The following is a 13,966-nucleotide window of genomic DNA, read 5'->3' on the forward strand; positions in this document are numbered from 1 at the left end:
GCACGGAGCCCCCGTCATGCCGCGCCTCTACATCGCCCAGCCCCTGGCGGCCGACACCGCCATCGAGCTAACCGCCGACGCCGCCGCCCACGCCCGGGCGCTGCGTCTGCGCCCCGGCGATGCCGTGACCCTGTTCAACGGCGACGGCGGCGAGCACCCCAGCGAGGTGGTCACGGTGGAGCGCCGCCGAGTGACGGTGCGCGTTGGCCCCCACCAGGCCACCGAGCGCGAGCTGCCGGCGCCGGTACAGCTGCTACAGGCCGTGGGCAAGGGCGAGCGCATGGACACCGCAGTGGAGAAGGCGACCGAACTGGGCGTGAGCACCATCGTGCCGGTCATGACCGAGCGCACCGTGGTGCGCCTGAACGATCCGCAGCGGGCGTCCAAGCGCCGGCGTCACTGGGAGGCGGTGGCGCGCGCGGCCTGCGAGCAGTGTGGCCGCAACACCCCGCCGCAGGTGGCCGAACCGGTCCCGCTGAGCCGAGCCTGGGCGCAGTGCGACGGTTACCCCCTGCGCCTGACCCTGGATCCGCTGGCGGAGCCGCGCCTGAGCGAGCTGACCGGCGCGGCAGCCACCTCGCTGCTCATCGGCCCCGAGGGTGGACTGAGCCCGGCGGAACTCGAGGCGGCCGAGGCCCACGGGTTCCGGCGCGGGCGGGCGGGTCCGCGGGTGCTGCGCACGGAGACCGCCGCGGTGGTCGCCCTCGCCGCAGTGGGCCTGGCCCTCGGCGAACTCTAGCCGGCGCCGGCCGGGGCGGCGCACGCCTGGGCCAGGGCATCGGCCAGCTGCCCCTCGTCGTAGGGCTTGAGCAGGACCCTGGCGCCGCCCAGCCCGGCCGCGGCAAGCCGTTCCTGATCCACCGCCCGGGTGCTCACGGCCACCACCGCCCCGGGGGCGATGCCGGCCTCCGCCACCAGACGCTGCAACACGCCCAGACCCTCGGATTGCTGAAGCATCTCCATCTCCAGATCGATCACCACCGCCTGCGGCGCGCGCGCCGCCACCGCGCGGCGGGCCTCCTCGAACCCGGCGGCCCCCTCGGGGTCGAAGCCCTGGCGGGCCAGCCGGTGCCCGGTGATCCGGCGCATGGTGCGGGAGTCGTCCAGGACCAGGATCCGCGTCCGCTCCGGGGCCTCACCGGCGGGCTTCTCCGGCGCCGACGCACCGGGCATCGGCAGGCGCAGGGTGAAACGGGTGCCGGCGCCCGGCGCGCTGTGCATCTCCAGCGTACCGCCGAGCTCATGCACCGCGCCGGCCACCTCGTCCATGCCCATGCCGGCGCCCGGATCGCCCTCGGGTCCGAGGGTGGAGACGCCCGGCAGACAGATCAGGCTCAGCGCCTCGTCGTCACTGAGCGCCGCCGTGGGTTCGTTGGGGTCGTAGTCGGAGACCTGGCGCTGCAGCGCCTCGGTATCCAGGCCGGCGCCGTCGTCGCTGACCACCAGCAGCGCCTCGTCCTGGCCGTGGTGCAGGCTCAGGGCGACCCGGCCGACCTCGGGCTTGCCGGCGGCGGCGCGTGCCTCGGGGGGCTCGATGCCGTGGCGCACGGCATTGCGCAGCAGGTGCTCCAGCGCCGGCTCCAGGGCCGGCAGGTGGGCGGCTGGAAGGGGGCGCGACGCCCCCTCGACGACCAGCTCGACGCGCCGCCCGCACTCTCCGGCCGTGGCGTGCATCAGGCGGTCGAGGGCGTCGATGTGCGACTCCAGGGTGGCGAGTTCGGGGGGCGGCGCGGGGCCCGCCCCGGCGTCCGCGGCCGGCTCGGCCTCGGGGATCGGCTCGGGGCCCGCCGGCGGCTCGGGCTCGGCATCCTCCGCTGCGGGTTCCGCCAGCTCCGCGGCCAGGGCGTCTCCTAGCACCTCGGCTCCGGGGCCGCTCTGCAGTTCCCAGGCATCGGCGTCGTCCGGCGTCTCCTCCTCGGCCCACAGCGTCTCGTAGTCGTAGGCGTCGGCGCCGGCCCGCGGCCCGTTGTCGGCACCCAGCACCTCGCGGCGCAGCACGCCGACGCTGTCGGCAAGCTGCTCCAGGCCATGGCGCAGACGCTCGCCGGTCTCTGCCGTGGTGCCGTCGGCCAGCGCGGTGGCCACCTCGCCCTCGAGATCGTGGCAGCGGGTGAAGAATTCGGTAAGCCCGGCGAAGCGCGCGCCCCCCTTGAGGGTGTGCAGGATGCGCTGGATGGCCAGCCCGGCCTCGGGGTCGCCAGCACGCCAGCGCTGCAGGGCGGCGCCGATCTGTGACAGCGCCGGCCCCACCTCGGCGTAAAACAGCGCCTGCAGATCGACGTCGCTGCGCACCAGTGCCCGCGCGGCCGACCCCGCCTCGTCCTCGACGGGTGCCGGCATGGCCAGGGTGGCCCCGGGCAGACGCCGGGCGGCGGCCTGGACCTGCGCGACCCGGCCGCTGCCCGGAACCTCGGTCAGCGGCTGAAGCAACGCCTCGGCCATGCTCGGCTCTGGCAGCCCACCATCGGCGCCCTGCTCGACCAAACGACGCAGCTCGCGGTCGTAGGCGGCGATAGCCCGCTTCTGCACCGGGTCCAGGGTGTCGCCCTGGTCGAGCAGATCGAGCACGGCCAGCGCGCTCCAGCAGACACTGCCGGCGGCGCTGTCGCCCAGGGTGGCCTCCAGCGGCTCAAGGACACCACGCAGCTGCCCCAGCGCCTGGCGCTCATCACCGCGGATCAGCTCCAGGAGCCCGCGCTGGTAGGCCAGGCGACTGGTGCGGACGGCCTCCCCGCCGGCCCCGCCCGAGGCCTCGGGTGCGCCCGGATCGAGGCACTGGCGCAACAGCGCCAGGCTGTCGTAGCGCGGCCCGCCGCGGGCGCGGCGCAGGCCGTCGATGAGGCTGGCCAGTTCCGCAACCGGATCTTCGGCGCGGACGGCGATGCGTTCGATGGCCCGCGGCAGCCGCAGGACGGCGTCCATCAGCGCGGCGCGCAGCGGTTGGACCTCCACCGCGGCCGTCTCCGGCGCCTGGTAGGCCCGCTCAAGATCGCCGGCGGCGGCACGCAGCTCGGCGCTGAGGTGTTCAAGCTCGCGCACGCCGACGAACAAAAATCCGCCATGCAGGCGCTGGAGCTCACCGTGGAGCGCGGTCAGCGCGCCGGGCTCGTCGCCGACTTCCTGCAGACGCACGGCCGCGGCGCTGACGCTGTCGCGCAGCTCGGGCAGCAGCCGGGTCAGCTCGCGCCGGGGGTCGACGCCGAGGGCCTTGGTTCGTCGCTCATCCATGGGTTGGTTACAATGCCACAAACCACTCAGCTGCCGTGAATCTGCCCATGAGCGCTCGACTCGGCGTCGTGATGGACCCCATCGCCGCCATCCACCCCCGCAAGGACTCCACCCTCGCCCTGATGCTCGAGGCCCAGCGCCGCGGCTACGAGCTCTGGTACTTCCTGGCCACGGACCTCTACGCCGACGGCGGAGCCGCCTGCGGGCGCGGCCGGCCGGCAAAGGTCCGCGACGACGAGCAGGACTGGTACACGCTGGGCGAACCGCGGCCGATGCCCCTGGCCGAACTCGACACCATCCTCATGCGCGAGGATCCGCCGGTGGACGCCGGCTATATCAGCGCCACGCAGCTGCTGTCACTGGCCGAGGCACAGGGGGTGCGGGTGGTGAATCGACCGGCGGCGCTGCGCGATGCCAACGAGAAGCTCTTTGCCCTGCACTGGCCGCACCTCTGCCCGGCCACGCGGGTAGCTGCCGATCCGGAGCAGCTGCGCGGCTTCATCGCCGAGCAGGGCAAGGCGGTGCTCAAGCCACTGGACGCCATGGGGGGGGCCTCGATCTTCGTCCTCGAGGCGGGCGATCCGAACACCAGCGTAGTCCTGGAGACCCTCACCGACGGCGGCCGGCGCTACGCCCTGGCCCAGGAGTACCTGCCCCGCATCGAGGAGGGCGATAAACGGGTACTGGTCTTTGGCGGCGAGCCCTTCCCCCATGCCCTGGCGCGGATCCCGGCGCGGGGCGAGACGCGGGGCAACCTGGCCGCCGGCGGCCGCGGCGAGGCAGCACCGGTCACCGAGCGCGAGCGCGCCGTCTGCGCCGAGCTGGCCCCCACCCTGCGCGAACGCGGCCTGGAGCTGGTGGGGCTGGACTTCATCGGCGAGCGGCTGACCGAGATCAACGTCACCAGCCCCACCTGCTTTCGCGAGATCGACGCCCTGTGCGGCGTCAACACCGCCGGCGCCTTCTTCGATCACCTGGAGGGCTCGGCATGACACGCCTGGTTTCCGCGGGCCGCGCCCTGGCGCTGGCGACCCTGGCCGCCGCCATGGGGCTGGCCGGCTGCGCCGATGAGCCGGATTCGACCCGACTGCAGTTCATCTCCCTGGGCACGGAGGTGGAGATCCATATCCTCGATGCCGGCGACAGCGACGCCGAGGCGGCCGCCAAGGCGGCCCGGGCGGAGATCGACGCCATCAGCGAGGCCTGGGAACCGACTCGCGGCTCGGAGCTCGGGCCGCTCAACGAGCGGCTCGCTGCCGGCGAGGGCATGACCGTCAGCAAGGAGCTGATCGCCATCCTCGAGCGCGCCCGCGAGATGGAGGAGCGCACCGGCGGGCGCTTCAGCCCGGCCATCGGCGGACTCACCGAGCTGTGGGGCTTTTCCGCCCAGGACGGCCCGCTGGCCGAGCCGCCACCGGCCGAGGAGATCGAGGCCTGGGTGGAGCAGGCGCCGCGCATCGCCGACCTGAGCTGGGATGCCGATCGCTACGTGACCAGCAGCAACGACGCGGTGCGCATCGACCTCGGCGGTATCGGTAAGGGGTTTGCCGGCGAGCGCGCCATGGCCGCCCTGCGCGAGCAAGGGGTGCGCACGGCGCTGATCAGCCTCGGCGGCGATCTGATCGCCCTGGGGGCGCCGGCGGATCGGCCTTGGCGGATGGGCGTCCGCGACCCCCGGGCCGGCACGGTGCTCGCCGCCGTCGAGGCGCACGCCGATGAGAGCGTGTTCACCTCCGGCGACTACGAGCGCACCTTCACCCACGAGGACCGCCGCTACCACCATATCCTCGACCCGACCACCGGTTACCCGGCCATGGGCAGCCGCTCGATGACGGTGATCCACGAAGACCCGGTCCACGCCGACGCCGCGGCCACGGCGCTGTTCATCGCCGGCCCCGAGGACTGGCGGGCCCTGGCCGAGGCGCTGGAGATCCGCTATGCGCTGCTCATCGACCGCGAGGGCGTGGTCCGGATGAGCGAGGCCATGGCCGAGCGGGTTGAGTTGCGGGGCGAACCGGAGACGGTCCACGTCGAGTGAGCGAGGCACCAGCCGTGAACGACCCCGCGGTGCAACCGGATGACCGTCTGGGCATGGCGCTGTTCCTCGCCGTGGTGGCCCACGCCCTGGTGATCCTGGGCGTGGGGCTGACCTGGGAGGGCGACGAGCGTCCCCAGGATGCCTCGATGATGGAGGTCACACTGGCCTACGACGAGGCCGAGACCCCCCCGGAGGACGCCGACTACCTGGCCGATCTGGACCAGGACGGCGGGGGCGTGGCTGAGCAGGCGCAGATCCCCTCACCGGTGGCCGGCGAACCGATCCCCGCCGTGGAAGCCCCCGAGCCGGGCGAACCGGCGGCCGCCCCTGAGGCGCGGGCCGAGTCCCTGATCGACAGCGAGCAGGCCGAGACGCCAACACCGCCCGCCGATGAGCAACCCTGGGCCGAGGAGCGGCCTTCGCTCCAGGATCTGCTCGACAGCCGGCGCCAGGCGGCCGCCGCCGAGGCGGCGGCGCTGCAGCAGCGGCTGAGCCAGCCCCGGGAGCCGACCAAGCGCTTTCTCAACGCCCGCACGCGCTCCCACGAGGCCGCCGCCTACATGGAGGCTTGGACGCGCAAGGTGGAGGCCGTGGGTAATCTCAACTACCCGAGCGAAGCCCGCGAGCGGGGGCTATCCGGGCAACTGATCCTCGAGGTAACGCTGATGCCGGACGGGTCGCTAGAGGACGTGCGCATCATCCAGCCGTCGCGCCACCGGCTGCTCGACGAGGCGGCGGTGCGCATCGTCCGGCTCGGTGCCCCGTACCCGGATGTACCCGAGGAGGTCCTCGAGGGGCAGGACCGCCTGGTGATCACCCGGACCTGGGCATTCATCGAGGGCCGGCGCGTGCGCGCTCAATAACTGCCTTGCCACCCTTGTCCCGGCTGCGCGCGGTGGCCGATACTGGAGCGCATGAGCGAGCAAACCGGACAAGGCGGGGACCAGCTGGGCAGTCAGTTCCTGATCGCTATGCCGGCCCTGGACGACCCGAACTTCGCACAGACCGTGACGCTGCTCTGCGAGCACAGCGAGGACGGGGCGATGGGCATCGTGGTGAACCGACCCACCGAAGTCACCCTCGGCGATCTGTTCCGCCACCTGGAGCTGGAGATCAGCGACGGCTGCCCGCAGGATCAGGTCGTCTACGCCGGTGGACCCGTGCAGCGCGAGCGCGGCTTCGTGCTCCACCCGGCCGGACAGGAGTGGAACGCCACCGCGCCGGTCTGCGAGGGCGTGGCCCTGACCACGTCGCGGGACATCCTCGCCGCCCTGGCGCGGGGCGAGGGCCCGGAGCGCTTCCTGGTGGCGCTGGGTTACGCCGGCTGGGGCGCCGGCCAACTGGAGGAGGAGCTGGCCCAGAACGCCTGGCTCTCCGGCCCCGCCGATGCCCGGGTCATCTTCGACACCGATACCAGCCAGCGCTGGCGCGCCGCGGCCGCGCACCTGGGTGTGGACATCGCCCTGCTCTCCTCGGAAAGCGGGCATGCCTGAGCCGCCCGGCGGCATGCTGATGGGCTTCGACCCCGGTGAGCGGCACATCGGCGTGGCCGTCGGCGAGGCCCTGTTGGGCACCGCCCGCGGCGTGACCACCCTCAGCGCACGCCACGGACAGCCGGACTGGGCGGCAGTCGCCGGGCTGCTTGAGCACTGGGCGCCGGCGGCGCTGGTGGTGGGGCTGCCCAGCCACGCCGACGGCAGCGATGCCGACAGCACCGCCCTGGCCCGGCGCCTGGCCGGCCGCCTGCACGGGCGCTTCGGGCTACCGGTGCACACCATCGACGAGCGCCTCTCCTCGCGTGCCGCGGAGGAGCGGCTCGACCCGCGGCAGCGCCAGCGCGACCCGCAGGCCGTGCACGCCGAGGCTGCCGCGGTCATCCTCGAGACCTTCTTTGCCCAGCAAGGGGTGGCATGACTGACGCCGAGATCGACGTCCCGCAGTTGCTCGACACCGTCGCCGCGGAGATCAACACCGAGCTGGAGCGCCGCGGCATCCGCTCGCCGATCCTGGTGGGCATCCACACCGGCGGCGTGTGGGTGGCCCGCGGGCTGCACGACCGGCTCCTCGCCCGCCCGCCGGTGGGCACTCTGGAGGTCGCCTTCCACCGCGATGACTACGCCACCTCCGGGCTCAAGGCGGCGGTGCAGACCTCCGAGGTTCCAGTGACCCTGGACGGACGTGCTGTGCTGCTGGTCGATGACGTGATCCACACCGGCCGCACCACGCGGGCGGCGCTCAACGCACTGTTCGATTACGGCCGCCCGCAGCAGGTGCTGCTGGCCGTGCTGGTTGACCGCGGCGGCCGCGAGCTGCCCGTCCAGCCGGATGTCACCGGCACCCGGCTGCAGCTGCCCGCCGAGCAGCGGCTCAAGCTGCGCGGCCCCGAGCCGCTGCGCTTCATGCTGGAAGGAGAGACGCCGTGAGCGTGCAACTCGACCCGCAGGGGCAGCTGCGCCACCTGGTCACCACCGAGGGGCTGCCCCGCGAGCTGCTCACCCGCATTCTGGATACCGCCGAGTCGTTCTCCGGGGTTCTCGGCAAGTCGGTCAAGAAGGTTCCGCTGTTGCGCGGGCGGACCATCATCAACCTCTTCTTCGAGCCGAGCACCCGCACCCGCACGACCTTCGAGCTGGCTGCCCAGCGGCTCTCGGCCGATGTGCTCAACATCGACGTGGCCACCTCCTCCACCAGCAAGGGCGAGAGCCTGCTGGATATGCTGCGCAACCTCGAGGCGATGCAGTGCGACGCCTTTGTGGTCCGCCACGCCGACAGCGGCGCCGCCGAGTTCATCGCGCGCCATGTGGCCCCCGGTGTGGCGGTGATCAACGCCGGCGACGGGCGTCACGCCCACCCTACCCAGGCCCTGCTCGACGCTTTCACCATCCGCCGCGAAAAGGGCCCGCTGGAGCCGCTGACCATCGCCATCGTCGGCGATATCCTCCACTCGCGGGTGGCCCGCTCGCAGATCCACGCCCTGCTCGGCCTCGGCGCTGGCGAGGTGCGGGTGATCGGGCCGCGCACGCTGCTCCCGCGGGATATCGGGCGGCTGGGGGTGCGGGTCCACGAGGACATGGATGCCGGGCTCGACGGCGCCGACGTGGTGATGATGCTGCGCCTGCAGCGCGAGCGGATGCGTGGCGCCCTGCTGCCGAGCGAGAGCGAGTTCTTCGCCCGCTACGGGCTGACCGAGCGACGCCTGGAGCGCACCCACCCGGAGGCCATCGTCATGCACCCCGGCCCGGTCAACCGCGGCGTCGAGCTCGACCCCCAGGTGGCCGACGGGCCGCGCTCGGTGATCCTGCGCCAGGTCACAAACGGCATCGCGGTGCGCATGGCGGTCATGTCCATGGTCCTCGGCGGGCAGGGCGAGATCCCCACCGAACCGATCGAGGAGGCGTCGAGTTGAGCCGCATCCACATCCACGGCGGGCACGTCATCGACCCGGCCAGCGGCCTGGACGAGCCGCGCGATGTATTCATCGCCGACGGGCGGATCCTCGCCGTGGGCACGGCGCCGGACGGGTTCGCCGTCGACCGGGCCATCGACGCCACCGGGCAGCTGGTCCTCCCCGGCCTGGTGGACCTGGCCGCGCGGCTGCGCGAGCCCGGCGCCACGCGCAAGGGCGGCATCGTCCCGGAGAGCCGGGCGGCGGCGGCCGGCGGGATCACCACCCTGCTCCTGCCCCCGGACACCCGGCCAGCCATGGACACGCCGTCGGTGGTGGAGCTGGTGCACAGCCGCGCGCAGGTGGCCGATGCCGCCCGCGTGCGGCCGCTCGGGGCGCTGACCCGCGAGCTCGATGGCGAGTACCTGGCCGAGATGGCCGCCCTGCGCGACGCCGGCTGCCCGGCGGTCTGCGACGGCGGCCGCCCCGTCGCCAACACCCTGGTGTTGCGGCGCGCACTGGACTATGCAGCCACCTTCTCGCTGCCGGTCGTCCTCACCCCGGAGGATCCGAGCCTGGCCGACAGCGGCCGCGTCCACGAGGGCGAGACCGCCACCCGGCTGGGGCTGCCCGGGCAGCCGGCGGCGACCGAGACCGCCGCCGTCGGGCGGATCCTGGCCCTCGTCGAGGAGAGCGGCAACCCGGTCCACCTGGGCCGGCTGTCCACGGCGCGCGCCGCCGCCATGGTCGCCGAGGCGCGCCGGGCACAGCTGCCGGTGACCGCCGACGTGGCCATCCACCAGCTGCTGTTCACCGAACAGGACTGCGACGCCTACAACACCGCCGCCCACGTCCGCCCGCCGCTGCGCACCGCGCAGGACCGCGACGGGCTGCGCCGGGCGGTGGCCGAGGGGGCGATCACCGCCATCTGCTCGGACCACCAGCCCCACGACCCTGACGCCAAGATCTGCCCCTTCGCCGACAGCGAACCCGGTGTCAGCGGCGTCGACACCCTGCTCGGGCTGACCCTGCGCCTGGTCGACGAGGGGCTGCTGTCGATCGCCGAGGCGGTCGACCGGGTCACCCTGGGCCCGGCCCGGGCGCTCGGCCTGGAGGCCGGCACCCTGACGCCCGGCGCCGCCGCCGATGTGGCGGTCGTCGATCCGCGACAGACCTGGCGGGTGACCCCCGAGAGCCTGCACAGCCGCGGCCGCAACTCCCTGGTCCTGGGCCAGGAGCTGGCCGGCCGCGCCACCGCCACCCTGGTCGCCGGGCGCATCGTCTATCCCCGCACCCCGTGAACCGAACCGATTCGGAGGCAACCGTGAGCGCTTCGCCCAACGTCGTCGATGTCACCATCGAGAATTTCAAGGAACAGGCCATCGATGCCTCGATGCAGCAGCCTGTGCTGATCTACTTCTGGGCGCAGTGGTGTGAGCCCTGCAAGACCCTCAGCCCGCTGCTGGAAAAGCTGGCCGATGAGTATCAGGGCGGCTTCCGCCTGGCCAAGGTGGACTGCGACCAGCAACAGCAGCTGGCCACGCAGGTGGGGGTGCAGAGCCTACCCACCGCCCTGCTGGTCAAGGAAGGACAACCGGTGGACCAGTTCATGGGCGCCGTCCCCGAGGGGGAGCTGCGCCAGTGGCTGGGCCAGTACGTGGAGGCCCCCGAGGCGGACCCCTATGAACAGGCCCGGGAGCTGATGAGCGAAGGCCGCTCCACCGAGGCGGTCCCGTACCTGCGCGCTGCCCGGGAACAGCGTCCCGATGAGGCCGGGGTCACCATCGACCTGGCCCGCGCGCTGCTGCAAAGCGGTGACGCCGACGAGGCCTTCACGCTGGTTGAGGGGCTGTCGGCCAACGATCAGCAGGACCCGCGGGCGCAGGGGATCCTCGCGCGCAAGGAGTTCGCCGAACGGGTGCGCGACCTGCCCGCGCTCGAGGCGCTGGAGCAGCGTGTGGAGGCCGACGCCGGCGACGGCCAGGCCCGCCTGGAACTGGCCTTGCGCCTGGTGGTAGCCGGCGGCGAGCTGGAGGCCCTGGACCACCTGCTCCACCTCGTCCAGCGCGACCCGGAGCGTCGTGACGAGGCCCACCAGGTGGCGCTCCAGGTCCTCGGCATGCTCGGCCCCGAGCACCCGGAGGCGCGCCGCTACCGCCAGCGGCTGTTCCAGCTGCTGCACTGAGCGGGGGCGTGGAGGCGTGCGGCCGGCGGGCCGGTGTCAGATGGCCTCGCCGGCCTCCTCGGCCCGCTTGCCGCTGCGCTCGAGCACGCGGTCGATGAACGCCCGGGTCTCGTACGGGGCCCGGCGGTGGAGCAACCAGCGCAGATCCTCGAGGTTCTGCAGGTTCGGGTTGGAGAGCAAGTTGCGGTAGACGTTGCCCGGCCCCCAGTTGTAGGCGGCCAGGGCCAGCCATGTGGCCATCGGCTCGCCGTAGCTGGCGTAGCGCTCGTGGAGGTGGGCCAAGTAATGGCTGCCGAGGAGGATGTTCAGCCGCGGGTCGGCCAGATCCTCGGCCTCGATCTCCAGGCCCTCGCGCTCGCCGAAGCGTTCGAGCCACTCCGGTACGCGCTCGCCAACGTCCACCGCTGCCATCGGGCGGACCTGCATCAGGCCCACCGCCCCGGCACTGCTCACCACCCCCGGGCGGTAGTCGCTCTCGGTGCGCACCACGGCACGGATCAGATCGGCGCTCAGGCCGGTGACCTCAGCCGCCTCGTCGATCAGCTCGTCAAGGTGCTCGCGCGGGATCGCCCGGTTGGAGCCCACCGGCTGGTCGCGCTCGGCCTGCCGGTCCTCGACGATGGTCTCGACCACCGCCCGGGACACCTCGGGCATCCCGGCCGAGGCGCGCAGGCGCTCGAGCTGTTCGGAGCAGTCGGCGCCAACCGCACCCCGCTCGGCCGCCCACGGCGAGTGGTGCAGGTGATACGCCCCGAGCGAGGCGAACACCAGACCACAGCCGCCGATGAGCCAGTTGGCGTGCATGCGCATGACGCACCCCCTTGCATGAAGCCCTGCCAATTTCCTCACTTTAACACGGGTATCAGGCGGCCGACGGCCTCGCCCCTGGCGCGGTTCGACGCGGCACGCAGCGCCCCGTATCATTCCGGGGTCGGTTCTTCCCAATAGCCTAGACGGGATCCGAGAGATCATGAGCGAAATCGCCAGCCGCCTGGCCGCGGTGCAGGAGCGCGTCCGCGCCGCCGAGGCCAGCCACGGCCGCCCGGCCGGCAGCGTGCAGATCCTGGCGGTCAGCAAACGCCACCCGGGGGCCGCCATCCGTGCCGCCCACGCCGCCGGGCAGCCCGCCTTCGGCGAGAACTACTTGCAGGAGGCCGCCGAGAAGCAGGCGGAACTGGCCGATCTGGACATCCAGTGGCACTTTATCGGCGGGGTACAGTCGAACAAAACCCGCGAGGTGGCCGAGCGCTTTGACTGGATTCACACCGTCGACCGGGCCAAGATCGCCCGCCGGCTCAGTGAGCAGCGCCCGAGCGATCGAGAAGCGCTTAACGTCTGCCTGCAGGTGAACATCAGCGAGGAGCCGCAGAAGGCCGGCTGCCCGCCGGACGACGTCTTCGAGCTCGCCGCCGCCGTGGACGGCCTGCCGAGGCTGCGCCTGCGCGGGCTGATGGCCCTGCCGGCACCGGCCGAGGCGTTCGCCGAGCAGCGCCAGCCGCTGGCCCGGCTGCGCAAGCTGCGCGAGGAGCTCCACGAGCGCGGCCACCGCGAGCTGGACACGCTGTCGATGGGGATGTCGGCGGACCTCGAGGCGGCCATCGCCGAGGGCGCCACCATCATACGGATCGGTACCGCGATCTTCGGGCCGCGGATGTAGAGGAGGAATCACTATGGCCCAGCACGCGCGCATCGCCTTCATCGGAGGCGGCAACATGGCCCGCTCGCTTATCGGCGGGCTGATCGCCGACGGCTACCCGGCCACGCACATCGTCGCCAGCGAGCCCGAGACCGAGCGCCGCGAACGCCTGGCCGGCGAACTGGGCATCGAGACCTGCGCCGACAACGCGGCGGCGGCGGAGGCCGCAGATGCCGTCATCCTGGCCGTCAAACCGCAGGTCATGCGCGGCGTGGCCGAGGCGCTCGGGCCGATCATCGCCCGGCGCGGCGCGGTGGCGATCTCCATCGCCGCCGGCATCCGCCTGGGCGATCTGCAGCGCTGGCTCGGCGCCGGAACGGCCATCGTGCGCACCATGCCCAACACCCCCTCGCTGGTACAGAGCGGTGCTACGGCGCTCTATGCCAACGAGCAGGCCAGTGAAGCGCAGCGCGAGCTGGCTGAGACCCTGCTGCGCGCCGTGGGGCAGACCCGGTGGCTGGAGAACGAGCAGCAGATGGACGCAGTGACCGCCATCTCCGGCAGCGGTCCGGCGTACTTCTTCCTGGTCATGGAGGCGTTGGAGGAGGCTGGCGTGGAGCTCGGCCTGGACCGCGAAACGGCCCGTCTGCTGACCCTGGAGACGGCCACCGGGGCGGCCCGCATGGCCCTGGAATCCGACGATCCGCCGGCGCAGCTGCGCCAGCGGGTGACCTCACCGGGGGGCACCACCGAGCGCGCCCTCGAAGTCCTGGAAGCGTCCGATCTGCGCGGTGCCTTGCAGCGGGCGGCCGAAGCCGCCGCGACCCGCGCCGATGAGCTTGGCAACCTGCTAGGGGAGCAGTAATGGAATCCAACCACTTCGCCGACGCCCTGATCTTCCTGATCGCCACCGCCTTCTCGCTCTACATCCTGGCGGTCCTGCTGCGCTTCTTGCTGCAGACGGTGCGTGCCGACTTCTTCAACCCGATCTCGCAGTTCCTGGTGCGCGCCACCTCACCGGTGCTCAACCCCCTGCGCCGGGTCATCCCCGGGGTCGGCGGCATCGATCTGGCGGCGATCGTACTGATGTTCGTCCTGCAACTGGCGGCGCTCTACATCATCTTCCTGCTCGCCTACGGGCAGCAGCCGCCGCTCGGGCCGCTGGCGATCGAGGCGGTGGGACGCCTGCTGGGCCTGGTACTGAACCTCTATACGGTGCTGATCCTGATCGGCGTGATCATCAGCTGGGTCAACCCCACCGCTAGCCACCCGGGGCTGCACCTGCTCCAGCAGCTGGTCAACCCGATCCTGCGCCCGATCCGCTCCTTCATGCCGGATATGGGCGGATTGGACCTCTCGCCGCTGGTCGCCTTGGTGCTGATCCACGTGGTGCGGATGCTCACCGTCTACCCGCTGCGTGGCCAGGTACCACTGCCCGTGTAGCCGCCGCGGCCCCGCGGCGTCGCCGGGGTGTCCGGCGGCGCCGTGATCCGT

At 72.5% G+C, this 13,966-nt stretch carries 15 protein-coding genes; 13 read left to right on the forward strand and 2 right to left on the reverse strand.

All coding sequences use genetic code 11. The features are described 5' to 3' along the window. The first annotated feature begins 16 nt into the window (after positions 1–16). On the forward strand, positions 17–739 hold the full coding sequence (locus LRA98_RS06685) for a 16S rRNA (uracil(1498)-N(3))-methyltransferase (protein ID WP_238633352.1): 723 nt from the start codon (positions 17–19) through the stop codon (positions 737–739). Here LRA98_RS06685 and LRA98_RS06690 read toward each other — a convergent pair. Further along, positions 736–3,228, reverse strand: coding sequence for an ATP-binding protein (locus tag LRA98_RS06690; protein ID WP_238633351.1), 2,493 nt, complete (start codon positions 3,226–3,228; stop codon positions 736–738). The genes LRA98_RS06685 and LRA98_RS06690 overlap by 4 nt on opposite strands. Positions 3,229–3,275: 47 nt before the next feature. Between LRA98_RS06690 and gshB the strand changes: the two genes are divergently transcribed. The 9 genes from gshB to trxA are packed head-to-tail and all read left to right on the forward strand — an operon-like array spanning position 3,276 to position 10,836. After that, the gene (gshB, locus tag LRA98_RS06695) at positions 3,276–4,220 is read left to right on the forward strand and encodes a glutathione synthase (protein ID WP_238633350.1); all 945 of its coding nucleotides are present in this window, start codon (positions 3,276–3,278) and stop codon (positions 4,218–4,220) included. Then, complete coding sequence (locus tag LRA98_RS06700; RefSeq protein WP_238633349.1) at positions 4,217–5,266, forward strand: FAD:protein FMN transferase; 1,050 nt, start codon at positions 4,217–4,219, stop codon at positions 5,264–5,266. The genes gshB and LRA98_RS06700 overlap by 4 nt, the downstream gene beginning before the upstream one ends. Next, on the forward strand, positions 5,263–6,129 hold the full coding sequence (locus LRA98_RS13150) for an energy transducer TonB (RefSeq protein ID WP_238633348.1): 867 nt from the start codon (positions 5,263–5,265) through the stop codon (positions 6,127–6,129). The genes LRA98_RS06700 and LRA98_RS13150 overlap by 4 nt, the downstream gene beginning before the upstream one ends. A 51-nt stretch (positions 6,130–6,180) precedes the next feature. Continuing rightward, positions 6,181–6,759 (forward strand): YqgE/AlgH family protein, encoded by a 579-nt coding sequence (locus LRA98_RS06710; RefSeq protein ID WP_201169546.1) that lies wholly within the window; start codon positions 6,181–6,183, stop codon positions 6,757–6,759. Beyond that, entirely contained in the window at positions 6,752–7,180 is a 429-nt protein-coding gene (gene ruvX / locus LRA98_RS06715; RefSeq protein WP_201169549.1) for a Holliday junction resolvase RuvX, read from the forward strand. Before LRA98_RS06710 ends, ruvX begins: the two co-directional genes overlap by 8 nt. Then, positions 7,177–7,689, forward strand: a complete 513-nt coding sequence (gene pyrR, locus LRA98_RS06720; RefSeq protein WP_238633347.1) for a bifunctional pyr operon transcriptional regulator/uracil phosphoribosyltransferase PyrR — start codon at positions 7,177–7,179, stop codon at positions 7,687–7,689. Before ruvX ends, pyrR begins: the two co-directional genes overlap by 4 nt. Further along, positions 7,686–8,672: an aspartate carbamoyltransferase catalytic subunit gene (locus LRA98_RS06725; protein WP_201241867.1), complete on the forward strand. Its 987-nt coding sequence runs from the start codon at positions 7,686–7,688 to the stop codon at positions 8,670–8,672. The genes pyrR and LRA98_RS06725 overlap by 4 nt, the downstream gene beginning before the upstream one ends. Further along, positions 8,669–9,952: a dihydroorotase gene (locus tag LRA98_RS06730; RefSeq protein WP_238633346.1), complete on the forward strand. Its 1,284-nt coding sequence runs from the start codon at positions 8,669–8,671 to the stop codon at positions 9,950–9,952. Before LRA98_RS06725 ends, LRA98_RS06730 begins: the two co-directional genes overlap by 4 nt. Positions 9,953–9,975: 23 nt before the next feature. Next, a complete protein-coding gene (gene trxA / locus LRA98_RS13155; RefSeq protein WP_201241869.1) occupies positions 9,976–10,836 on the forward strand; it encodes a thioredoxin in 861 nt (286 codons plus the stop codon). Between the two features lie 36 nt (positions 10,837–10,872). On the opposite strand, the gene LRA98_RS06740 is transcribed toward trxA, so the two are convergent. Beyond that, complete coding sequence (locus tag LRA98_RS06740) at positions 10,873–11,646, reverse strand: lytic transglycosylase domain-containing protein (protein WP_238633345.1); 774 nt, start codon at positions 11,644–11,646, stop codon at positions 10,873–10,875. Between the two features lie 160 nt (positions 11,647–11,806). On the opposite strand from LRA98_RS06740, the gene LRA98_RS06745 reads away from it, so the two are divergent. The 3 genes from LRA98_RS06745 to LRA98_RS06755 are packed head-to-tail and all read left to right on the forward strand — an operon-like array spanning position 11,807 to position 13,915. Next, positions 11,807–12,493 (forward strand): YggS family pyridoxal phosphate-dependent enzyme, encoded by a 687-nt coding sequence (locus LRA98_RS06745; protein WP_201169567.1) that lies wholly within the window; start codon positions 11,807–11,809, stop codon positions 12,491–12,493. A gap of 13 nt (positions 12,494–12,506) precedes the next feature. After that, on the forward strand, positions 12,507–13,337 hold the full coding sequence (proC, locus tag LRA98_RS06750; RefSeq protein WP_201169570.1) for a pyrroline-5-carboxylate reductase: 831 nt from the start codon (positions 12,507–12,509) through the stop codon (positions 13,335–13,337). Further along, the gene (locus LRA98_RS06755; protein ID WP_238633344.1) at positions 13,337–13,915 is read left to right on the forward strand and encodes a YggT family protein; all 579 of its coding nucleotides are present in this window, start codon (positions 13,337–13,339) and stop codon (positions 13,913–13,915) included. The genes proC and LRA98_RS06755 overlap by 1 nt, the downstream gene beginning before the upstream one ends. Positions 13,916–13,966 lie beyond the last annotated feature (51 nt).

The sequence above is a fragment of the Halorhodospira sp. M38 genome (assembly GCF_022227985.1).
Taxonomy (GTDB): domain Bacteria; phylum Pseudomonadota; class Gammaproteobacteria; order Nitrococcales; family Halorhodospiraceae; genus Halorhodospira; species Halorhodospira halophila_A.

Excerpts from the sequence above, each read along its gene's own strand:
- LRA98_RS06685 (WP_238633352.1), top strand. The coding sequence starts at position 17 with ATGCCGCGCCTCTACATCGCCCAGCCCCTGGCGGCCGACACCGCCATC.
- LRA98_RS06690 (WP_238633351.1), bottom strand. The coding sequence starts at position 3,228 with ATGGATGAGCGACGAACCAAGGCCCTCGGCGTCGACCCCCGGCGCGAG.
- gshB (WP_238633350.1), top strand. The coding sequence starts at position 3,276 with ATGAGCGCTCGACTCGGCGTCGTGATGGACCCCATCGCCGCCATCCAC.
- LRA98_RS06700 (WP_238633349.1), top strand. The coding sequence starts at position 4,217 with ATGACACGCCTGGTTTCCGCGGGCCGCGCCCTGGCGCTGGCGACCCTG.
- LRA98_RS06710 (WP_201169546.1), top strand. The coding sequence starts at position 6,181 with ATGAGCGAGCAAACCGGACAAGGCGGGGACCAGCTGGGCAGTCAGTTC.
- ruvX (WP_201169549.1), top strand. The coding sequence starts at position 6,752 with ATGCCTGAGCCGCCCGGCGGCATGCTGATGGGCTTCGACCCCGGTGAG.
- pyrR (WP_238633347.1), top strand. The coding sequence starts at position 7,177 with ATGACTGACGCCGAGATCGACGTCCCGCAGTTGCTCGACACCGTCGCC.
- LRA98_RS06740 (WP_238633345.1), bottom strand. The coding sequence starts at position 11,646 with ATGCGCATGCACGCCAACTGGCTCATCGGCGGCTGTGGTCTGGTGTTC.
- LRA98_RS06745 (WP_201169567.1), top strand. The coding sequence starts at position 11,807 with ATGAGCGAAATCGCCAGCCGCCTGGCCGCGGTGCAGGAGCGCGTCCGC.
- proC (WP_201169570.1), top strand. The coding sequence starts at position 12,507 with ATGGCCCAGCACGCGCGCATCGCCTTCATCGGAGGCGGCAACATGGCC.
- LRA98_RS06755 (WP_238633344.1), top strand. The coding sequence starts at position 13,337 with ATGGAATCCAACCACTTCGCCGACGCCCTGATCTTCCTGATCGCCACC.